The sequence below is a fragment of the Neolewinella marina genome, assembly GCF_002631205.1.
In the GTDB taxonomy this organism is placed as follows: Bacteria; Bacteroidota; Bacteroidia; order Chitinophagales; family Saprospiraceae; genus Neolewinella; species Neolewinella marina.
Window position 1 is genome coordinate 38,376 of sequence record NZ_PDLO01000012.1, and the last position, 21,503, is coordinate 59,878.

The 21,503-nt window shown below is 60.7% G+C and carries 15 protein-coding genes; 11 read left to right on the plus strand and 4 right to left on the minus strand.

What is annotated here, in order from left to right; genetic code table 11:
• Positions 1-341: 341 nt before the first annotated feature.
• Positions 342-1,091, minus strand: a complete 750-nt coding sequence (locus CGL56_RS17485) for an SGNH/GDSL hydrolase family protein (protein WP_099107879.1) — start codon at positions 1,089-1,091, stop codon at positions 342-344.
• A gap of 117 nt (positions 1,092-1,208) precedes the next feature.
• Positions 1,209-2,309, minus strand: coding sequence for a Gfo/Idh/MocA family protein (locus CGL56_RS17490; protein ID WP_245183924.1), 1,101 nt, complete (start codon positions 2,307-2,309; stop codon positions 1,209-1,211).
• Positions 2,310-2,424: 115 nt separating this feature from the next.
• On the opposite strand from CGL56_RS17490, the gene CGL56_RS17495 reads away from it, so the two are divergent.
• From CGL56_RS17495 to CGL56_RS17540, 10 genes are all read left to right on the plus strand, one after another.
• Complete coding sequence (locus CGL56_RS17495; RefSeq protein ID WP_099107881.1) at positions 2,425-3,459, plus strand: alpha/beta hydrolase; 1,035 nt, start codon at positions 2,425-2,427, stop codon at positions 3,457-3,459.
• Positions 3,460-3,540: 81 nt separating this feature from the next.
• Positions 3,541-4,332 carry a DUF547 domain-containing protein gene (locus tag CGL56_RS17500; protein ID WP_143470781.1) on the plus strand — a complete coding sequence of 264 codons (792 nt, stop codon included), beginning with the start codon at positions 3,541-3,543 and terminating at the stop codon, positions 4,330-4,332.
• 52 nt (positions 4,333-4,384) lie between these two features.
• Entirely contained in the window at positions 4,385-5,266 is an 882-nt protein-coding gene (locus CGL56_RS17505; RefSeq protein WP_099107883.1) for a helix-turn-helix domain-containing protein, read from the plus strand.
• 122 nt (positions 5,267-5,388) lie between these two features.
• Complete coding sequence (locus tag CGL56_RS17510; protein WP_143470782.1) at positions 5,389-5,874, plus strand: cyclophilin-like fold protein; 486 nt, start codon at positions 5,389-5,391, stop codon at positions 5,872-5,874.
• Between the two features lie 113 nt (positions 5,875-5,987).
• Positions 5,988-6,770 carry a hypothetical protein gene (locus tag CGL56_RS17515; RefSeq protein ID WP_143470783.1) on the plus strand — a complete coding sequence of 261 codons (783 nt, stop codon included), beginning with the start codon at positions 5,988-5,990 and terminating at the stop codon, positions 6,768-6,770.
• A 298-nt stretch (positions 6,771-7,068) separates the two neighbouring features.
• The gene (gene gap / locus CGL56_RS17520) at positions 7,069-8,058 is read left to right on the plus strand and encodes a type I glyceraldehyde-3-phosphate dehydrogenase (RefSeq protein WP_099107886.1); all 990 of its coding nucleotides are present in this window, start codon (positions 7,069-7,071) and stop codon (positions 8,056-8,058) included.
• Between the two features lie 70 nt (positions 8,059-8,128).
• On the plus strand, positions 8,129-9,343 hold the full coding sequence (locus tag CGL56_RS17525; protein WP_099107887.1) for a phosphoglycerate kinase: 1,215 nt from the start codon (positions 8,129-8,131) through the stop codon (positions 9,341-9,343).
• A gap of 43 nt (positions 9,344-9,386) precedes the next feature.
• On the plus strand, positions 9,387-11,765 hold the full coding sequence (locus CGL56_RS17530; protein ID WP_167641460.1) for a GAF domain-containing protein: 2,379 nt from the start codon (positions 9,387-9,389) through the stop codon (positions 11,763-11,765).
• Positions 11,766-11,848: 83 nt separating this feature from the next.
• The gene (locus CGL56_RS17535; protein WP_245183923.1) at positions 11,849-12,916 is read left to right on the plus strand and encodes a PhoH family protein; all 1,068 of its coding nucleotides are present in this window, start codon (positions 11,849-11,851) and stop codon (positions 12,914-12,916) included.
• Positions 12,917-13,276: 360 nt separating this feature from the next.
• Positions 13,277-13,804, plus strand: coding sequence for a hypothetical protein (locus CGL56_RS17540; RefSeq protein ID WP_099107890.1), 528 nt, complete (start codon positions 13,277-13,279; stop codon positions 13,802-13,804).
• Positions 13,805-14,153: 349 nt separating this feature from the next.
• Here CGL56_RS17540 and CGL56_RS17545 read toward each other — a convergent pair whose 3' ends face one another.
• Together CGL56_RS17545 and CGL56_RS17550 are read right to left on the minus strand one after the other, a co-directional pair.
• Positions 14,154-15,605 (minus strand): hypothetical protein, encoded by a 1,452-nt coding sequence (locus CGL56_RS17545; protein WP_143470784.1) that lies wholly within the window; start codon positions 15,603-15,605, stop codon positions 14,154-14,156.
• Between the two features lie 559 nt (positions 15,606-16,164).
• Entirely contained in the window at positions 16,165-17,175 is a 1,011-nt protein-coding gene (locus CGL56_RS17550) for a PorP/SprF family type IX secretion system membrane protein (protein WP_167641457.1), read from the minus strand.
• Between the two features lie 153 nt (positions 17,176-17,328).
• Here CGL56_RS17550 and porU point away from each other — a divergent pair, with 153 nt between their 5' ends.
• Entirely contained in the window at positions 17,329-21,231 is a 3,903-nt protein-coding gene (porU, locus tag CGL56_RS17555; protein WP_099107892.1) for a type IX secretion system sortase PorU, read from the plus strand.
• The last annotated feature ends 272 nt before the right edge of the window (positions 21,232-21,503 follow it).

Sequence of the window (21,503 nt, forward strand, 5' to 3'; positions counted from 1 at the left end):
TTTCCCAGGTCGAGGCCCTCCGGGCCGAGTAGCATTGGAACCACTGAGTTGCGGAGGTATAAAGAGAAGCCCCCCCGTGGTGATTTACCGGACAATCTGAGGTCACCCGCTGCGCAGGGCGACACTCCGAGGTCCCTCGCACCAAATTTTACGGCCAACTCCAGGACCTCGGAGTGTGCACAGCACCTCTGAGCGTCCGGGCTACCAGCAACAAGCGGACACTCCCGAGTCGCTCGCTGCGCAGGGCGACACACCGAGGTCCTACGCACCAAATTTTACGGCCAGCACCAGGACCTCGGAGTGTGCACAGCACCTCTGAGCGTCTGGGTTACCGCTCCCCCCTACCAGAGTTTCTTGAACGCCTTCATCCAGGCTTCCGCCATGATGTAGCTGCCGGCGAGGCTGGGGTGCACTCCGTCGTGGCTCCAGTGGGCGGCGGGGGCGTCTTCGAGGGCCTCGTCGAATACCCGCTGGTAGGGGATCCAGGCGGCATCGAAGGCGTCGGCGACCTCCCGGGCGGCGGCCTGGTAGGCGGGGAACTCCTGTTTCCAGCGCGCGTCCGTAACGGCCTTGCCGCCGCGGATGATGAACGGCTCACCGATGATGAACTTCACCTTCGGAAGGGCCTCACGGGTCCGCTTCAGCAGGTCGGTGAAGTCGTTGTGGTATACCTCGACGGTGCCGTTGTATTTCCCGTTGAGCATGTGCCAGAAATCGTTCACGCCGATGAGGATGCTGACGACGTCGGGCTGAAGGGCCAAGGCATCTTCCTCCCACCGTTCGTCGAGCTGGTAGACCTTGTTGCCGCTGATGCCGCGGTTGTAGTAGGTCAGCTCCGTTTCCGGGTAGCGGCCCACCAGCATGGCGGAGGCCAGTAGGGAGTAGCCTACCCCCATTTTGCCGTAGTCGTTGGCTTCCTGCCGTTCGCGGTCGCGGCCGGCGTCGGTGATGGAGTCGCCCTGGAAGAGGACGGTGAGCTGATCGGGCGGGTTGGCGGGCATGGCGGCGGGGTGCGGCAGGGCGGCACTCCCCGCCAGGGCGGCGGGCAGGAGGGCGGCATTCTTGATGAAGTCTCGGCGGTTGTTCGGCATGATCGGTTATTTACCGCCTAATGTACAAAGCTGCTTCCGGCCGCGCAGTACAAAGCGGCCTCCCCGACAGCCATCGGGGCGCCAGCAAAATGCGGCCTCCGGCCGCGCACCCCGCCCCTACTCCAGCCGCACCGTCTCCCCAGTCTGCGCACTACGCACCGCCGCGTCCAGTATTTCCACCACGGTCAGGTTGTTCTCCAGGGCGGACAGGTCCGCCGGTTCCACCTCCACTTCCCCGGCGATCACCGCGGCCAGGTAGGAGAAGGCGTCATCGTAGGGGGCGGGGCGATCCTCCAGGGTCATGGACTTTTCCTCGAAGCCGTCGTAGCCTTCGGGGATGCGCAGCCGCAGGTCGCTGCGGTTGTCGGCGTAGATGACCCCGTCGAGGCCGTATATTTCCATGTCCTTGCGGCCGATGGTCCAGTTCCAGGAGGCCTGGATCACGGCCACCGCGTTCGAGTAGGTGAGGATGATGAGGGCTTCGTCGTCTACCTTCGGGTTGTTCTGCGGCTGCAGTTGCTGGGTGACGGCGGTGACCGTCTCGGGGCGGCGGCCCTCCATCAGCCAGGTCATGAGGTTGGCGCCGTAGCAGCCGAAGTCGATGATGGCCCCTCCGCCGTTCAGCACCGGATCGGTGAGCCACTCCAGGAATTCCGGGTCGACGCCGATTTTCTTCGGTCCGCGGTGGCCGTCGCGGATGACCACCTTGCGGATCTCGCCCACCAGGCTGTCCTGCACCATGGCGTAGGCCCGGTGGTTGGTGGGGTACCAGGTCGTTTCGTAGTTGGTCAGCAGGTGGATGCCGTGGGTTTCGGCGAGGGCCTGCATCCGACGGGCGTGGTCGAGGCTCACCGCCAGGGGCTTTTCGACCATTACGTGGATCCCGCGCGGCGCGCAAGCTTCCACCACCGCCAGGTGCTCGTAGATGGAGTTGAAGGCCGTTACCGCCTCAGGTTTGCGGGCCTCGATCAAGCTTTCGAGGTCGTCGTACACCATCTCCATCGGGAAGCCGTACTGCTCGGCGTAGCGCTGGGCCAGTGCCCGGTTGGGTTCAGCGATGCCGACGATCTCGATGTCGCCCCGGCCTTCGCTGTTGAAGATGCCGTGGACGTGGGTGTGGGTCAGGCCGGCAATCCCCACGCGGAGGGGCTCCCGCTGGGCGGAAAGGACGGAGGAGAGCATGAGCAGCAGGGTGAGGCCGGTAAGGAATCGGAGCATAGGAGGGGACATTCGGAACGCTACAAGGTAATCCACCCGTTTCGTTTCCGGGCGCGGACGCGGGTGCCGGGGAATGGGGCGGTGCCGCCTGCTTACCTTGCCGGAAATCGTCGTCATGTACCAAGGCTTCCTCCTCATCCTGTGGCTCCTCCTGCCCACCCTGCTGACCGCCCAGTCCTGGCCGCAGGGCCGGGTGGTAGTGGACTCCCTCTACTCCGAACGACTGGAAAACGACTACGGCGAAAATCCCACCCGGGCCGTTTCCGTGTACCTGCCCCCGGGCTACGCCGAGGGAAGCGGGCGCTACCCGGTGATCTATTACCTCCACGGTTTCCTGAACGACCATACCCTTACGGCGGAAATGGTGGACGCCCTCGACTACGCCATCGCCCACCGCCGGGTGCGGCCGTTCATTCTGGTGGTGGCCGACAACCGCACCCGGATCGACGGCAGCTTCTACAGCAATTCCGAGCTGTTCGGCGACTGGGAGGACTTCGTGGCCATCGACCTGGTCCGCTACGCCGACGAAAATTACCGCACCCTCCCCCGCCGCGCGAGCCGCGGCATCACTGGCCACAGCATGGGGGGCTACGGGGCCCTGAAACTGGCCATGCGCCACCCCGAGACCTTCAGCAGCGTCTATGCCCTGAGCCCCGGGGGACTGACGGTGGTGGGCGAATACGGCCCCAACAGCTACACCTTTCAGGAACTGGCCGGCATCAAGGATATGGAAACGCTGATGGACGCCTACTTCCCGAAGGTGATCGTGGCCTTTGGGCGGGCCTGGTCGCCGAATCCCGACAAGCCGCCCTTCTACGTGGACCTGCCCTTTGAATACGTAGGCGACAGCCTGGTGGTCCACCCCGAAATCCTCGATAAGTGGTACGACGAGATGCCCCTCCACCTGATAGAGGACCACCTGCCGGCCCTGCGCTCGCTGTCGGGCATCGCCCTTGACTGGGGCCGCAACGCCGGGGACCGCTTCGTGCGGCAGTGCGAGATGTTCAGCCAGCGGCTCGAGAATGTGGGCATCGCCCACCAGGCGGAAGAATACATCGGCACCCACACCAGCGGCATCTTCACCCGCGACGGGCGGGTCCCCACCGATATGCTCCCCTTCTTCGATGCGCGGCTGGAGTTCGGGGAGTGAACCGTCCGTTGTATTCCATTTCGTCATAAATCCCTGAGCCAAATACCTGCGTAACTGTTGGTGGTAATCAAACCGACCACCATGTCCCGAATTTTCTATCTCCTCCCCCTTCTGCTGCTGGCCTGTGGTCGTTACCAGGCCCCGGCCGGATTCGCCGGCGGGGAGCTTCAGCCCTCCCCCAATGCGCTGAGCCAACAATTCCTGGAGGGCCTGCGGGACGGGCGTGAGGTTACGGACATCGTCGATCAGCTCGCCGCCTATGACCCCGGCAAACTTTCCGCCGCCCTCGATTCCCGCAACGAGCAGCTGGCCTTCTGGATCAACGTCTACAACGGCATGGTGCAGTACCTGCTCACCAGGAATCCGGAGCTCTACGACGACCGTGCCGACTTCTTCGACACCCCCCGGTTTACGGTGGCCGGTCAGCCGCTGAGCCCGAACGAGATCGAGCACGGCATCATCCGCGGCGGGGAGAACCGTTTTGGGCTGGGCTTCATCCCCCAGTTCTTCCCCAGCAAGTTCGAACGCACCTTCCGCATCCGGGGCGGCGATTCCCGTATCCACTTCGCCCTCAACTGCGGGGCCAGCGACTGTCCGCCGGTAGCCATCTACGCCCCCGACACCTTCGATGAGCAGATCAACACACGCGTGCGCAGCTACCTGGCCACCCACTCGGCGATCCGCGAGGAGGACGGGGAACCAGTGCTCGTCACCTCTCCCCTCTTCTCCTGGTTCCGGGGGGATTTCCGCGACCACGACGGCGTCGACGACTTCCTGGTGAACTACGGTGTCGTGGAACCCACCCGCAAAAACATCCGCCGGGAGTACAAGGATTACGACTGGACCCTGGAAACCGGTATCTGGGCGGAGTAGCAGGCCTGACCATCCCCGCCGTGCATCATTTGATTACCTTATCTTTGAAGGCATGAGCACCCCGACTGCCCGATCGGTTTCGGCCTTCAATTCCGAACTCAAGTTGCGCGGATTCAAGGCGTTCCGGATCGAGGAGGACGGAGCGGCCACCCGCGTGTACAGCAGGAAGGACTTTTACAAGATCTGCCTGACCACCGGCCGTAGTTTCATTCACTACGCCAGCCGCAGTTTTGAGCAGAAAGGCACGGTGCTCTTTTTCGGCAACCCCCACATTCCCTATTCCTGGGAAACTAGATCCCGGACCTACACCGGGTATACCTGTCTTTTTTCGGAGCGTTTCCTGCAATTGTCGGAACGTTCGGAGGCCGTACTGCAATCCCCCCTCTTCCGGCTCGGCGGCACCCCGGTACTCACCATCGATCCCGGGCGGTGTGATTTCCTGGCGGCCATCTTTCAGAAAATGATCGATGAACAGGAAACCGACTATCCCTACAAGGACGAGCTGATCAGAAACTACATCCAGCTGATTGTTCATGAGGCACTGAAGTTGCACCCCGTGGCCAACCCCGCCGATCCGGTTGGCAATGCGGCGTCGCGGCTGACGGCGGTTTTCCTGGAACTCCTCGAACGGCAGTTTCCGGTGGAAACCCCCGACCGGCCACTGGAATTGAAAAGCCCGCAGGACTACGCCCACCAACTGTCGGTACACGTCAATCACCTGAACAGCTCGGTAAAGTCCGTAACCGGCAAGACCACTTCCGCCCACATTTCCGACCGGATCGTCGCCGAAGCGCGGGCACTGCTGGAGCACACCGACTGGAACATCAGCGCGATTGGCTACGCCCTGGGCTTCGACTACCCCACTTACTTCAGCAATTTCTTCAAAAAGCTTACCGGCCAGTCGCCCCGGGCCGTGCGCAAGTCGCTGCTTTGAATATTATAGGTATTCCTTTGGAGAGCATAAGTGAGCAGGGAGGGGGTAAACCTACTTTTGCGGATAAGTAATCCGCTGGTTCCTGGGTCACCCGCCCGGCACCGGCAAACACCCTGCGACCAATGTTTGCTAAATCACTGCCCCTATTGTCTCCGGCATTTGTCCTCCTGAGCGGCTGGCTGGTATTCGGGGGCCCTGCCTGTGCTCAACCCACCGGAAACTCCCTGTCGGATGACACCGATCCGCAACTCAGCCAAGCCAACAGGACCCTCCACATCGGCCAGGATACCTTCGAGGTCCTCCTTACGGAATCGGCCTCCACCACCGAACTGCTTTCGCTACTTCCCCTGACGCTCGAAATGGAGGACCTGCACGCCAATGAAAAGTACGCGGAATTGCCCCGCGCCCTGCCCACTTCCCCTTACAAGCCGGGCGAAATTCAGGCCGGCGACGTCATGCTTTACGGCAGCACTACCCTGGTGATCTTTTACGAGACATTCCCTACCTCATACCGATACACGAAGCTCGGCCGGATCGGGAATGTATCCGGTCTCAAGGCCGCACTCGGGGCGGGGTCCGTGGCCGTACGGCTTGAACGAGGCCAGTGAGCCAGACACTGCTGTCTGCCATCCTTTAACTAATAAAAGCCCGCTTGAAGGCTGTCGCCCTGCCGGCTGCGATCCGATCAACTGCTTTCATGCTTCAGAAAATATCACTACTAGTGTTTTGCCTCTTGGGCCTGATTTCTCCGGTATACAGTCAGACTGCCGACAGTACCGTGCAGGTCGGTACGGTAGCGGGCTCGGCGGGGGTCACCCACAACGGAATTTCCCTCATTCCGAGCTTTTCGCTGGAACAACCGGCGGCCATCTTCAACCTTTCGCTCACCCGGGGCCGCTTCAGCCTGGAACCGGAATTCACCTTTTCCTGGGAGGGCAAGCCCTGGTACGCCCTGTTCTGGTTGCGGTACCGCCTGCCGGAAGCCGGCCGTTTCCGAATGGGCCTCGGCACCCACCTGGGCCTGAACTACATCAGCGCCCGCTGGCCCGGCAACCGGAATCCGCGCGACGTCATCCTGACCGAGCGCTACCTGGTTGGTGAGCTCAGTCCCTCCTATGCCCTGACCAACAGGATCAGCGTAGGATCATATATGTTATTCGCCCGGGGATTCGATGTGGGGAATAACCAGCTTACCCGGTTCGTCACCCTGAATACGGTGGTTTCCGACATCCCCCTGGCCGGGAAGTACCGGCTTACCGTGGTGCCCCAGGTCTACTACCTGAAACTGTACGGCGACCGGGGGTTCTACGCCACTTCGTCGTTTACGGTTCGCCGGCCGGGTAGCCCGCTGTCACTCTCCTCCCTGGTCAACAAGGTCATTCGCACTGAGATTGACGGCAGTAGGAGCTTCCTGTGGAACCTTACGCTGACGTATTCCTTCGGAAAGCGGGAGGTGGTGCGGCCCTTTCCGGTGCCCGCCGTGCCGGTCAGGGGGGCTGATTGAGGGCATTCCCATTGAGCACCACCGCATGACCACCACTCTCGGGCGCGGCCGCGGGTGCAAAGTTCGTCGGGAAATTCCTACGGGATTGGGTGGCTGGCTTTTACCTTTGGCGCCTCGTCAGCCTGGGCGAAGAAAGGACACAGACTAAATGTACAATTTACACTAAGTGTCTTACCTTTGAACATTCCGGCGGGCAAACCTTTATGTAGGCGCCGTATTCACCCGCCACGGCACCTGCGCTTTCGCCGCCCCGAAACCGGCGGGGAAACCCAACAACAGACAAAATCACTTCCCACCTATGGCAAAGATTGCAATTAACGGCTTCGGCCGCATCGGACGTATCACGCTGCGTAACCTCCTGGAAAAGGGACTGGACGTAGTAGCCATCAACGACCTGACCGACAACGCCACCCTGGCCCACCTCTTCAAGTACGACAGCGTACAGGGCAACTACCCCGGTGAGGTAACTTCCGACGATGATTACATCTACATCGACGGCAAGAAGATCGATGCCCTGAGCCAGCGCGATCCAAGCAAACTGCCCTGGGGCGATCTGGGCGTGGACGTAGTGCTGGAGTGCACCGGCCGCTTCGTAGACAAGGACAGCGCGAGCCAGCACCTGCAGGCCGGCGCCAAGAAGGTGCTCATCTCGGCTCCCGCCAAGGGCGACGTAGCCACCGTAGTCCTCGGCGTCAACGACGACGTGATCGATGCCGAAACCAAGATTTACAGCAACGCCAGCTGTACCACCAACTGTCTGGCCCCCATGGTGAAGGTACTGGACGACGCCTTCGGCGTTGAGAAGGGCTTCATCACCACGGTACACGCCTACACCTCGGACCAGAACATCCAGGACGGCCCCCACAAGGACCTGCGCCGCGCCCGCGCCGCCGCCATCAACATCGTACCTACCACTACCGGTGCCGCCAAGGCCGTAGGTCTGGTACTGCCCCACCTCAACGGCAAGCTCGATGGTGGTGCCATGCGCGTACCCGTCCCCACCGGCTCGCTGACCGACCTGACGGCCATCGTCAAGCGCGACGTGACCCTGGAGGAGGTAGACAACGCCTTCAAGCAGGCCGCCGAGGGTGACCTGAAGGGCATCCTGGCCTACGTCGACGCCCCCTACGTGAGCAGCGACATCGTGGGCAGCAAGTACAGCAGCCTCTACGACAAGGACCAGACCATCGTCAGTGGCAGCCTGGTAAAGGTGGTCGCCTGGTACGACAACGAAGCCGGCTACAGCGCCCGCCTCGCCGACCTTTGCGAGCGCATCGCCAGCCTGTAACACAATCAACCCATGGGGGGCGCGCCGGTCCGGCGCGCCCCTTTTTACTTTCTGATAAGCACCCTCCGCTATGAAACTCGAAGATCTAGATGTAAAGGACAAGACCGTATTGGTCCGGGTCGACTTCAACGTACCCGTCGACGAGGACGGACAAGTCACCGACGCCACCCGCATCGAGAAGGCCGCCCCCACCATCCGCTACCTGCTCGAGCACGGTGCCGCCGTCGTACTCATGTCCCACCTCGGACGCCCCCAGCAGGAAAAGCTGGAGGACGGCACGGTGGACAAGGAAGCCTTCACCCTGGCCCCGGTGATCACCACCCTGGAGGACCACGTGGGCTGCCAGGTGCAGTTCGTGGAGGACACCATCGGCGAGCAGGCAAAGGCCGCCGTGCAGCAGCTGGAGTCCGGACAGGTACTGCTGCTGGAAAACACCCGCTTCTACGCCGGTGAGGAAAAGGGCGACCAGGACCTGGCCAAGGCCATGGCCGAGCTGGCCGACATCTACGTGAACGATGCCTTCGGCACCGCCCACCGCGAGCACGCCTCTACGGCTACGGTAGCGAAGTTCTTCCCCGCCGACAAGAAAAGCTTCGGCTTCCTCATGGGAGCCGAACTCGACGGCGCCGACCGGCTGCTGAACAACCCCGCCCGCCCGGTGACCGCCATCGTGGGCGGCGCCAAGGTGAGCGACAAGATCCTGCTCCTGGAGAAGCTGCTCGACTTCGCCGACAACATCATCATCGGTGGCGCCATGGCCTACACCTTCAGCCTGGCCCAGGGCGGCAAGGTGGGCAACTCCCTCGTGGAGCGCAACAAAACCGATAACGCCCTGGCCCTGCTCAAGAAGGCCGAGGAGAAAGGAACCAGGATCTACCTGCCCGTGGATACGGTGGTCGGCAAGGAATTCAGCAACGAAACCCCCTCCGACGTGGTGGCCGCTGGCGAGATCGGCGACGAGTGGCAGGGCCTCGACATCGGTCCCAAATCCGTGGAACTGTTCAAGGAGGTGATCGCCCGCAGCAAATCCATCCTCTGGAACGGCCCCATGGGCGTCTTCGAGATGAAGAACTTCGCCAAGGGCACCAACGCCATCGCCGAAGCCGTAGCCGACGCGACGAAGAACAACGGCGCCTACAGCCTCATCGGTGGTGGCGACTCGGTATCGGCCATCAACCAGGCCGGCCTGGCCGATCAGGTGAGCTTCGTCTCCACCGGCGGCGGCGCCATGCTTGAACTGCTGGAAGGCAAGGAACTGCCTGGTATCAAGGCGATTCGCGCCTGAAGCCAACCCTCCCCCCCCGCCGGAGCGTTTGTTATCTATGGATGTGGAAATCGTAGTCAACGAGCGGAATCAGGGGGCGGGGGTACCGCGACAATACCGGGATACCCCCCAGGGGGTATCCCCCTTTGATCCCCTCGCGGTGCCCTACACCAGCATCCTCTCCTTCGAGGTGCTGATCCGGGAAATCGTACGGCTCAAAGAGACCGGCGATTCGGGCACCCGCTTCCTGGCCAACGCCATCCTCGAGCGGCTGGAAGACACCCCGCAGCTGCGCGGCCCCATACGCGACCTCACCCTCCTCGACCAGCACCGCGAAATCGTGGACCTGCTGATGCTGTTCGTCACCTCCCCCGTCGACCGGTCGTCCCAGCTCTTCAAGGTTTGCCTTCCCTTTCATTTTGAGCCCCTGCTGACCAGCCAATCCCTGCTCCGGATGATGGGTAAGCAGGACGTCTGCTACACCTTCAGCGAAAAGGCCGGAGAGGTCCTCCAGAAGCACCTCATCACCATTGGCTGCATCATTCTGCAGCAGTGTTACGGGGTGGACGTGGACATAAACGTACACGTCATGCTCACCGTGCCCGACCCGGCTACCGGCCTCAAACGCTTTTATAAGCCCCTGCTCAATGAGGATTACGCCGAAGTTGTCGTGGAGGGGGAGCTTCCCGACCTTAGCGAGGCCGACATCCGGCGCCTGCTCAACAACCTCCACGATACCGACCTCTGGTTGAAAATGCTGCCCCCGGATCGATTCAGTTTCCAGGGCTTTTCCCTGGCCCACCTTTACGAAGTCACGGAGGAGGAAAGCCTGAGCCGCCTCAAGCACCGCCTGATCAGCCGCGATGCGGTGCTGGACGTGGAGCGGGTGAAGGAACTGGCGAACCTGGTGCGGCTGCACTTTCAGCGCCCCCACCTGCAATTGGGGCTTACGGCCGTGGACTACCCCATCGAACGCGCCATCGACCACGAATACCGCATCCGGTACAACCTGCTCTCGGATGAGGTGGACCGCCTCACCGACCGAAACTACGCGGGCAGCATCTACGACCAGGTCTTTCGCTCCGGGGAAATGATGGTCATCCAGGACCTGCGTGACCTGCCCACTACTACCTTTCTCGAAGACAAACTCATCGACCTGGGCTACCGCAGCATGCTGCTGGCCCCCCTGCTGAGCCAGGAAAAGAACGTGATCGGGCTGGTGGAACTGGCCAGTCCGGTGCCCTACGCCCTCAATGCCTTCATGGAACGGAAGTTTGAGGAAATCCGCGGACTGTTCCGTACGGCCGTGGAGCGCAGCCGGGAGTACATCGATAACCTCATCGAGGTGATCATGCGCGAGCAGTTCACCAGCCTCCACCCCACCGTGGAGTGGCGCTTTACCGAGGCGGCCTTTAACATCCTCAAGCGGCAGGAAGAGGGGCTGCCCCAGATCAACGAGGAGATCCGCTTCAAAAAAGTATTCCCCCTGTACGGGCAGGCGGACATCGTGGGCAGCAGCAACCTGCGCAACGCCGCCATCTATCAGGATCTGATCGATAACCTGCGGGCCGGGCGGCTGTTCCTGGTGCGGGCCCTGGATCTTGCGGTTTTCCCCATCATCGACCAGGTGATCATGACGCTAGACACCCACCTGGCGACCACCCTTGGTGACTTCGACAACAGCCACGAGATCCGGATCGGCGACTTCATCCAGAAGCAACTCACCCCGCTGGTGCGCCAGCTGGGCCAACAACTGCCGGAGCTCCGCGACCTTTACCAGCAATACGAGGACCAGCTGAGCCCCGACCTGGGCCTGTTCTACCGCGTGCGCCGCGACTACGAGCAGAGCGTGCACAGCCTGAACCGCCTCATCAGCGATTTCCTGACCGAGCGCAACCAGGCCGCCCAGCGCATCCTGCCCCACTACTTCGAGAAATACAAGACCGACGGGGTGGAATACGAAATCTACGCCGGCCAGAGCCTGCTCAAGCGGCAAAAGTTCTCCAACATCCACCTGAAGAACCTGCGCCTCAGCCAGCTGGTCGACCTCTGCGACCTGACCCGCCGGGTGGCGGAACACAGCGCTACCCTGCCCATGCCCCTGCGGACCGCCCAACTGGTGTTCGCCTATACCTCCCCGTTGAACATCCGCTTCCGCATGGACGAAAAGCGGTTCGACGTGGATGGCGACTACAACGTCCGCTACGAAATCCTCAAAAAGCGGATCGACAAGGCCACCATCCACCAGGGCAGCGAACGGCTCACCCAGCCGGGGATGGTGAGCATCGTTTACCTCCAGGATCGCGACCGGGAGGAGTACGACGACTACCTCCGCTACCTCCACCAGGCGGGCTACATCGATGGCGAAATCGAGTACCTAGTGCTGGACCCCCTGCAATCGGTTAACGGACTGAGGGCGTTACGTTTCAGGGTGCGCACCTGACGCGTTCCTGAAACTTTGACCTTACAATTTCAGTTTAATAAGCCAGTTGCCGTGACCTTTCCTCACGGCCAAAACTTATACGTTTGAGCGAAATTGTAATGTCCATTAACGGGGTCGACCCCGTAGAGCTTCTTGGCGAGAACAACAAGAAGCTGAACCTGATCCGTGCCGCCTATCCTCAGGCTACGGTTACCCAGCGGGGTACCAACGTCAAGATCAAGGCGGAGAAACCGGAAGCCCAGCAGATTAAACACCATCTGGAACTCATGATGCGGTTGTTGCAGGACAACCGCGAGCTGAGTACCCATACCGTGGAGGATCTCCTGGCCGGCGAAAATCCCTTCCAGACCAGGTTGGGCACGGGCAGCAAGAACAAGACCATCGTCTTCGGCCGGAACGGGCGCCCCATCAAGGCCCGCACCCCCAACCAGATGTTGATGATCGAAGCGGCGGAAGCCAACGACATCGTCTTCGCGGTGGGCCCCGCGGGTACCGGCAAGACCTATACGGCGGTTGCACTGGCCATCCGGGCCCTCAAGAACAAGCTGGTCAAGAAGATCATCCTGACGCGCCCCGCCGTGGAGGCCGGCGAAAGCCTGGGCTTCCTGCCGGGCGACCTCCAGGACAAGATCGACCCCTACCTGCGCCCCCTCTACGACGCCCTGGACGACATGCTCCCCCGGGAACGATTGGACAAATTTCGGGAGGACGGCACAATAGAAATCGCTCCCCTGGCGTACATGCGGGGACGAACGCTGGATAATTGCTTCGTAATCATGGATGAGGCGCAAAACACCACGACCTCCCAGATTAAGATGTTTCTGACCCGTTTGGGTCCTTCCGCCAAGTGTATCGTCACCGGAGACCTCAGTCAGGTAGACCTTCCCCGCAACCAGGTATCTGGTTTGCGGCGGGCGATCAATCTGTTGGCCCCCATCAAGGGCATTGCGGTCATCCGGCTCAGCGCAGAGGATGTCGTCCGTCACCGCCTCGTCAAGGCCATCATCAAAGCCTACGACGCCGACGACGAAGCCGAGGGCCGCGGCCGCTTCGGGCCGCCCCCGGAAAGCACGTTTGAGCGCCTGGGACCTCCGGGCAGAAGCCGGAAAGGAGATTTTTTACAAGAAAATCTTCCTGAAGAGGAAATATAAAATTCGTTCCTACGTTACGGACGCTGCGAAAGCCAATGGTGCAAACCATTGGCTTTCAGTGTTTTAGGGAGAATGCGATTGTTTAAGCCCCCGTTTTCGTGTTTGAATCGACCGAAAAGTGCCTGTTTGTGGGGCACCCCGGCATGGCATCTTTGGGACATCGATAACGCACAATGATTGTGCATCTCGTGAAATAAACCACACCAACCACCTTCACCCGGCCGTCCCACGCCATAATTCATCCCACCATGGTAGAAGATATCATCCTGTAAGAGTCCGCCACAGCAACTGCCGCCCTCTCACCGAAAAACTACCCGTTTACGGGCCCCCAATCTCTCTCATCTCCAATTTCATAGTGTCATGTCTTTCTTTAACGAACTCCTCTCCCCCGAAGTAATCCAAACCGCCCAAGCCGCCGTCGACTTTCTCGGCAGCCTGTCCAGCCAGATCGTCGTCGAAGACATCATCATGCGCGGTTCCGAAGTCGCCAGCAACAACATCGTTGTTGAGGACATCATCATGCGCGGTGCCGAAGTAGCCAGCAACAACATCGTCGTCGAAGACATCATCATGCGCGGTGCCGAAGTAGCCAGCAACAACATCGTTGTTGAGGACATCATCATGCGCGGTGCCGAAGTAGCCAGCAACAACATCGTCGTCGAAGACATCATCATGCGCGGTGCCGAAATGGCCAGCAACAACATCGTCGTCGAGGACATCATCATGCGCGGTGCCGAAGTAGCCAGCAACAACATCGTCGTCGAGGACATCATCATGCGCGGTGCCGAGGTAGCCAGCAGCAACATCGTCGTCGAGGACATCATCATGCGCGGTGCCGAAATGGCCAGCAACAGCATCGTTGTCGAGGACATCATCATGCGCGCCTAGTCAGGTCACCCGACAGGACCAATGACCTGATGTCCGCCAGCCGGACATCCCCCCAGAACGGCAGTTGCTGTTCCCTTTTATCGAAACCGGCAATACAGTGACCGCCGGCTCGTTAAGTTCCGGCACCATTTGTCGGCCCAGTGCCACAAAACTACCCGAACGAAATTTTTATCCGCCTGCTTCGAACACCCTGGGCGATTTACGATTTAGCCGTAGCAAGGCGAAGCAGCCAAGATTTTTCCCAAACACCTATACACATGGCCCGCTGGGTCACAAAACCCTTACTCATGGTTGAAGATATCATCTACTAGACCCTTCCGAGGGCCCCACTCCGACGCCGCTGCCATCCTTACTTGGCCCTCGCCCGCAGCTTTCTTCCGTCGGTACTCGTAGTTTCCAGGTTGTCGAGCACAACTTCCCACAGGGTTTCGTACCGCACGATTTCCGTGCTGTTCGCCCTGCCCAGAAGCTTAGCCTGCGGGCTGGTCATCTTCTGGTAGGTTTTATTGGACTTCCGCGTCGTGGCCGCGCGATGGAAGTTGCACTTCTCAGCGGTCAGCAGCAGCTTAAAGAAGCAGTTGTTCCTCAGGTTTTCGTTATTCATCAGGTAGCGGCTTCCGTACCGCGCCAGGGCATCCGTCCGGTCGATGATCTTTCCGTACTGTTTCTGGATGATGAAGTAAATCACCTGGAGGATCAGAATCTGGACGTTCATCCCCTGTTTGTCCTTGGAATAGGACGGGACGTTATTGACGAACTTGTACAGCTTGAAATCCGGCAGCTTGCCGTTCATCTTCTCCGGATCGATCTTTCCGGCCAGCACGAGGATGTTGATGTACGCCTCGAGGATGAGCCAGTACTCTACGTGTTGCTGCTTCAGCATGCGGTCCAGTGCCCGCCGGTCTACCTGCGCCAGCTGTTCGTAGGCGTAGTCGAAGTGGCCGGTCTGCAATCCCAGCGTAATGGCGTATTCCGAAAGTTTCAGGTCGTTGATCGAATTTTCGGCGATCATGGTCCGGGCCCGTTTTACCTGCAGGTAGCCTTCCTTGAAGTCCCGCAGCTTGACCGAGCATTCCACCCGCGTGAGCGCCATCAGCGACAAAGACTGATAACCCGCACCCTTACAGCCCAGCAGTACCGTCTCCGCCCGGTTGGCCGTCTGGATGGCTTCCAGGTAATTTCCCAGCAGCGTTAGCCCGTGCACCTTCATAATGTAGAAGGTCGCCTGCATGGCCGACACCTTGGGATACTTGACCACGAGGGGTTCACATTCCGCGACGAATTCCGCCACCTTGCTGCCGATCTCGTTGGGCAAGAGCTTGTGGGCGTAGATCAGTCGCCGCATCTCCCGGTAGTAGCTCGTCACCTTGTTCAGTACCTGTTCGGCTTCGGCGTAGTAGTCGGATTGCTCCTGGTACTTAAGAAATTGCTTCTCATCGAAGCCCACCCCCAGGTAAAGGCCCGCGAGAATGGACGTAAGCCGGCTGTTGATCGGCAGGATCTCGTACTCCTGTACCCGCCGCAGGGTCAGGTGAGCCAGGTACTTCACGCTCTGCCAGGCCCGACGGTTCATCAGCAGGGTGATCAGGTTCAGCTGCTGATAGCCATTGACCAGGGCGCTGTCGTAGGTGCGGTAGTTGGAGGAGTAGACGTTGTCGTCCATAATGGCCGTCGTCAACAAATCCCGCAGGCGCCCCTTCAGGGCCCGGTAGGCCGGATAGCTCGGGGTGTAATCCTTGCCGTACAGGCGCTCGACGACCTCTTCTTCGGTCAGATCGCCCTTGTTAACCAGTGTGTGCAACTCGCCGATCATCGACGGTTTGCCCTTTAACTGGGTGATTTTCAGAAGTTTTCCCACTTTATTCGTGGGGGCAACCTCTAAAAGCTCTCTAATATCTTCCATCGGGATGTTCCGAAAATGGGGGTTTGTGACAAATTTCGGAGCCTCTAAGATAAAGCTAATCAATCAATTAGCAAAAGTACCCCCCAAAAACGGGCCAAAATACGTGCTTCAAAAGAGGCGATTTTGCTTGTTTTTCGTGCCCTACCCCCCTCTATATTTGTATCATCGAAAACGGAAAAACACCTAAAACTACCCTTTTAAAGATCTAATTCTTGAGTTTTATGAAATTGTGTTTGTTCATAGTGTCTCTTTAGTTATAGTTCGCAACCCTTGAATGTGGGGTTCTAATTTCATCAAAGGAGTGGTTGACATAACTAGCCTCGTGTCAGCTAACCGGTTTAGCGAAATTATAACGACAGCGCCAACCGCCATCCGGTTGGCGCTTTTTTTGTGCCTACCGGATACTAATGCGCCAAATGTACCACTTCCATGGCTTTTCTGCTAATTTGTTAAAGGATTAGCGGAACATACCAAGGCAATCGTTGTAGCGATCGGCGTAACGCCGGCGCTGCACCTCGGCGCTGCTGCCGAAATCAATGGCAAAACTCAGTTCAAAGGTGGCTCCCAGTCCGCCCGGCACGTTCCTTAACCCGGAAATCACGCTGTCGTAGCTGAGGCCGATTTTTAATATGTCCTCACGAAAGGTTACCGCGGCAATAAAGCCGTCCGGGTTCCCGAAAGCGTGGCGGTACCACCCTCCCAGGGAGAAAAGACCGTACCCGAAGTAGGCCCCCACGTTCAATTGCTGGAAACTGGCCTGGCTGGTAAACAGCAGGTTGGGTGTCACGTAGACGGGCCGCCGCGGATTGCTGTATCGTTTGACGTCGAACTGGGCTCCGGTATGGAGGCTCAACCGCTGGGGCCGTCCGGCGTAGAGGTTGTTGTCGAGGGCCAGCAATCCCTCTTCCGGGCGGTTGAGGTGCTCGATGCTGAGGCCTCCGTATACGTTGTGGGCGTAGAACAGCACGCCGGTTCCCAGATCCACCGAGGTTTTGGAAACGCCGGCCAGTTCTTCCTGGGTGACGCCACCCGCTCCGGTGGCCGGGTCGATGATGTCCCCGAAAATGAGTCCGCCAAAATCCAGCTTGCTGCTGAGGAGTCCGGCACTCAGCCCGATGCGGGCGTAGAAGTCGCGGTTGATCCGGACCTCGTAGGCGTAGACGAAGGCAAACTGGCTGTTGCGGTAGAGCCCCTCGAGCTGGCTGTCCGTCAGCATCCGGAAGCCGAAGTTGGACGGGGAGTTCTGAATGGGTTGCTCGTAACTCGCCGCGAAGGTGGTGAAGGCGCTCGGGTAGCTGGTGTGCTGGCTGCGGTAGTTCAGGGTGATGCGCGGCGCGGCGCTTACTCCGGCGAAGGCCGGGTTCAGTTGCAGGGGGGAGGCGTAAAACTGGGAGAATACCGCATCCTGGGCCGTTCCCCGGCCGAAACAGCAAAACAGCCAGACCAATACGATACCCAGGGTGCGCATGCCTAAAGCTAATCGCTGAACCGCCACTTTCCAAATTTCCTCATCCGGCGGTCGGCACTCCGACAGCCCGCCCCACCCCCCCGGCAATCTTGCCAGCGGGAACAACGTTTCCGCCCCGGGAGCGTATCTTATTTTCAGGTCCAAGGCCGAACCATGCTGCAGCACTTTCTTTCCTTTTTTTGCCTGATTTTCTCGCTCTCGCTCGCGGCCCAGTCCGGCATCCGTCAGGAACTCCGCTGGAACCCGCCGACCACCATCGAATGGGAGGGAAGCCGACGGGTGATCCTGTCGTTTACCCTCCATACTCCCGGAACCAGCGGTCCCGGCGTGGAGAAATCGGGGGAACTTCCCTCCTTTGTCCACACCTTCCCGGTGGGCTCGGGGGCGGCGCAGTCGGTGGAAATCATCGGCCTGGAAAGCGAACCCTTCACGGCACCCGCGGGCTTCGCCGCCGAACCCCTTACGGAATTCACCTTTGCGTACAGCGCGGTCCGGCAACCGGAGGGCTGGCGAGGGAAAGTCAGCGGACCGGCCATCATTCGTACGCCGGCCGGCCTCCAGCGGTTGCTGTCCGTGGAATTGCGCCTGACGCCCGCTGCGGCGACCGGCCCCGGGGCGGGGCGGACCACTTTTGCATCCCAATCCGTACTGCGCGAAGGCGAGATCTACCGATTCGCGGTGACGACTACGGGAATGCACAAGCTCACCCGTTCCTTCCTCGCCGACCAGCTCAAGGTGGCCAACCTCGGCGGCATCGACCCCCGGGACATCAAGATCTACGGTCAGCCCGGCGGTATGCTCCCCGAAACGGTGAACGCCATGCCGCCCGACGACCTCTACGAGCAGGCCGTATATATAGCCGGTGAAGGCGACGGTACTTTCGACGGCGGAGATTACATCCTCCTTTACGCCGAGGGCCCCAATGCGCGGAGCTATGACCCGGTCACCGACCGTTTTTCCTTTACCCCCAACATTTACACCCAGCGCAGCTACTACTACCTGCAGATCGGGGGCGCGGGGCGCGGGCGCCGGGTAACTCCGCTGGCCGCCGGGGCCGGTGGGGGTGCCGTCACCGATACCTACGACGCCCTCTTCCACTACGAGGAAGACCGCTATAACGTGCTCCACGAGCTGGGCGGGAACAACCACGGGTCGGGACAGACCTGGTTCGGGGAGTTCTTCAAGGTTTCCCGGGAAAAGAAGTTTACCAAGCTGGTCACCTTCCCGGACCTCGTCACGGAAGAGCCTTTGGGCGTCCGGGCCCGCATGGGCCTGCGCTCGGCCGCGAGCAGCCGCTTCGTGCTGGAAGTGAACGGCAGCCAGATCAGCAGCGGAACGGCCGCGGCCGTGGTGTTCGGGGCCGAAGAGCAGCGCTCGGCCGTCATACCCACCGAGCTCAACGGGACGGCCCCCGCTACGGGACCCCAGGTGGACGTATCGGTGATCTACCCGATCCCGGCCGGTACGGATCGCAGCGAGGGGTGGCTCGACTGGATCCAGCTCCGGGGCCGGCGGCGGCTGACTTTCGCCAACCAGGAGCAGTTTGCCTTCCGCGATACCCGGACCCGGGAGCAGGCTACCGTCACTTACCGCTTCGGGGGCACCCTGCCGGCCGACGCCCGGGTGTGGCGGATCGACGGGGCCGACGTGCGGGAGGCATCCCTGGCGGGATCGGCGTTCAACGCCCCAGCCGGTGGCAAGCTGTATGAATACGTTGCTTTCCGCCCGGGGAGCTCCTTGCTCACCCCCGTGGCGCTGGGCCAGGTCCCCAATCAGAACCTCCACGCCATCCGCACGGCCGACATGGTGATCGTCACCCACCCCGATTTCCTGGCCCAGGCCGAGAAACTGGCGGACCACCGGCGCAGCCACAACGGGTACACCGTACAGCTCGTCACCACCCAGCAGATCTACCACGAGTTCAGTGGAGGCCGCGACGACCCGGCCGCGATCCGCAACTTCGTCCGCATGGTGTACGAGCGAGACCCGAACCTGCGGTACCTCCTGCTGTTCGGCGACGGCAGTTTTGACCACCGGAACATCTACCAGATGGGGACCAACTTCATTCCCGTCTTCCAGCACGAGGGAGCCTTTACCCAGGTGAAGAGTTTTCCGGCGGACGATTTCTACGGTATCATGACACCGGCCGTTGGCGGTCAGCCCCTGGCCCCCGACCTCAGCATCGCCGTGGGCCGCCTGCCGATCAAGTCGGCCGACGAAGCCGGCCCCGTAATTGAAAAACTCATCCGCTACGACACCGACCCCTCGGCCTTCGGCGACTGGCGCACCCGCATGGTATTCGTCGGTGACGACGAGGACGGCGGCAAGCACACCATCGACGTCAACCGGGTAGCCAAGGCCGTCGCGGCCCGGAAACCCGACCTCAATTTCGACAAGCTCTATTTCGACCTCTTCCCCCAGCAAAGCCTGTCCTCCGGCGACCGCTTCCCGGACATCACCGAGGGGCTGGACCGGGCTGTGTTCCGGGGTGCCCTGGCCGTCACCTATCTCGGCCACGGCGGCCCGCGGGGCTGGGCGCAGGAGCGGGTGCTGACCATCCCCCAGATTCGCAACTGGACCCGGCCGGCCGGATCGCCGGACCCCATCCAGCCGCCGGTCTTCATCACGGCCACCTGTACCTTCAGCAACTACGACGACGCCTCCTTCGTCAGCGCCGGCGAAGAGGCTCTGCTCACGCCCCGGGGCGGGGTGGTCGCCCTGATGACCACTACCCGCCCGGTGTTTGCCACCCGCAACTACGAATTGACCAATAATACGGTGCAGGCCATGCTGGACCGCCCCGATGGCGAATGGCGGAGCCTGGGCGACATCATCCGGATCGCCAAAAACGAGACCACCCCCATCGACCGGGGTTCCTTCCTGGCCGGTGATACGGAGAACGCCCGCAAGTACACCCTCCTGGGGGATCCCGCCACGGTGATCGCCTTCCCCCGCCACGCGGTACGAACGACCTTCATCGATACCCTGGCAGTGGATTCCGTGCGCACCGATACCGTACGCGCTCTCCAGAAAATGCGCATCAGCGGGGAAATCACCGACGGTAGCGGTAACCTGCTGATTGACTTCAACGGGGAGGTCTACCCTACCATCTACGACAAGGAGCAAACGGTCCCCACCCTGCAACAGGACCCCGGCAGCCCCCTGCTGGAGATTGAGGTACAACGCAACATCGTCTTCCGGGGAAGGGCCACCGTGACCGGCGGCAAGTTCTCTTTTGAATTCGTGGTCCCCAGCGACATCGCCTACGACTTCGGGCCGGCCAAGATCAGCTACTACGCCGCCGACCGCAGCCGCCGCACCGACGCCGCCGGCTATTACGACCGGCTCATCATCGGCGGGACCAGCGATGAAAGCAACGCCAACGACGAGGGCCCCACCGTAGACGTCTACCTCGACGATACCGACTTTGTAACCGGCGGACAGGTGAGTACGGATCCCGTCCTGCTGCTCCACCTCTCCGACGACCTCGGCATAAACGTCACGGGCAACAGCATCGGCCACGACCTGGAGGCTGTACTGGATGAGGATACCCGCAATGCCATCGTCCTGAACGACTACTACGAGGCCGACATCGACGACTTCCGCAGCGGCAAGGTGCGCTACCCCCTGTTCGACCTGGAACCCGGCCCCCACACCCTTACCGTCCGCGCCTGGGACGTCGCCAACAACAGCACGGTGGCGACCACCGATTTTGTCGTGGCCACCGACCTCGGGGACGCCCTCACCCACGTCCTGAACTACCCCAACCCCTTTACCACCTCCACCTGCTTCCAGTTTGACCATACCCTGGTGGGTCAGGAGGTCACGGCCATCGTACAAATCTTTACGGTGAGCGGTCGCTTGGTCAAGACCCTGGAAGCCTCCTTCCCCTTCAGCGACGGCACCGTCAGACAGGACGACTGCATCCGCTGGGACGGCCTCGACGATTATGGTGATCGCCTCGGCCGCGGCGTTTACCTCTATCAGGTCCGCCTGCTCGGCGATGGAACCACAACCGTGAACGGGGAGCTGGAAAAGCTGGTCATTCTCCGGTAGTCTTTCCGCCAGAAACTGAACACAACAATTCACTGAGGTAGACGGACAGGAAACTTCGTGCCCCTCCTCGCCTTGTAGTTATTTCTTGCCATCGGGCCTGGAGGCCCTCCACCCGCGTACTTCTCGGCCCGTGACCTTTGGGGTACGAGCGCAGCTGTCCATACCTGAAATAGCTTGACACAATCGTACACATCGATTATGTCATCAAATTCAGAACAGCCCACCCTGAAGCAGAAGTACACGCGGCGCTTCAGCGAGCCCTTCAAACGCCG

Coding starts and splice junctions, on each gene's coding strand:
- CGL56_RS17485 (WP_099107879.1), bottom strand. CDS start 1,091: ATGCCGAACAACCGCCGAGACTTCATCAAGAATGCCGCCCTCCTGCCC.
- CGL56_RS17490 (WP_245183924.1), bottom strand. CDS start 2,309: ATGCTCCGATTCCTTACCGGCCTCACCCTGCTGCTCATGCTCTCCTCC.
- CGL56_RS17495 (WP_099107881.1), top strand. CDS start 2,425: ATGTACCAAGGCTTCCTCCTCATCCTGTGGCTCCTCCTGCCCACCCTG.
- CGL56_RS17500 (WP_143470781.1), top strand. CDS start 3,541: ATGTCCCGAATTTTCTATCTCCTCCCCCTTCTGCTGCTGGCCTGTGGT.
- CGL56_RS17505 (WP_099107883.1), top strand. CDS start 4,385: ATGAGCACCCCGACTGCCCGATCGGTTTCGGCCTTCAATTCCGAACTC.
- CGL56_RS17510 (WP_143470782.1), top strand. CDS start 5,389: ATGTTTGCTAAATCACTGCCCCTATTGTCTCCGGCATTTGTCCTCCTG.
- gap (WP_099107886.1), top strand. CDS start 7,069: ATGGCAAAGATTGCAATTAACGGCTTCGGCCGCATCGGACGTATCACG.
- CGL56_RS17525 (WP_099107887.1), top strand. CDS start 8,129: ATGAAACTCGAAGATCTAGATGTAAAGGACAAGACCGTATTGGTCCGG.
- CGL56_RS17540 (WP_099107890.1), top strand. CDS start 13,277: ATGTCTTTCTTTAACGAACTCCTCTCCCCCGAAGTAATCCAAACCGCC.
- CGL56_RS17550 (WP_167641457.1), bottom strand. CDS start 17,175: ATGCGCACCCTGGGTATCGTATTGGTCTGGCTGTTTTGCTGTTTCGGC.
- porU (WP_099107892.1), top strand. CDS start 17,329: ATGCTGCAGCACTTTCTTTCCTTTTTTTGCCTGATTTTCTCGCTCTCG.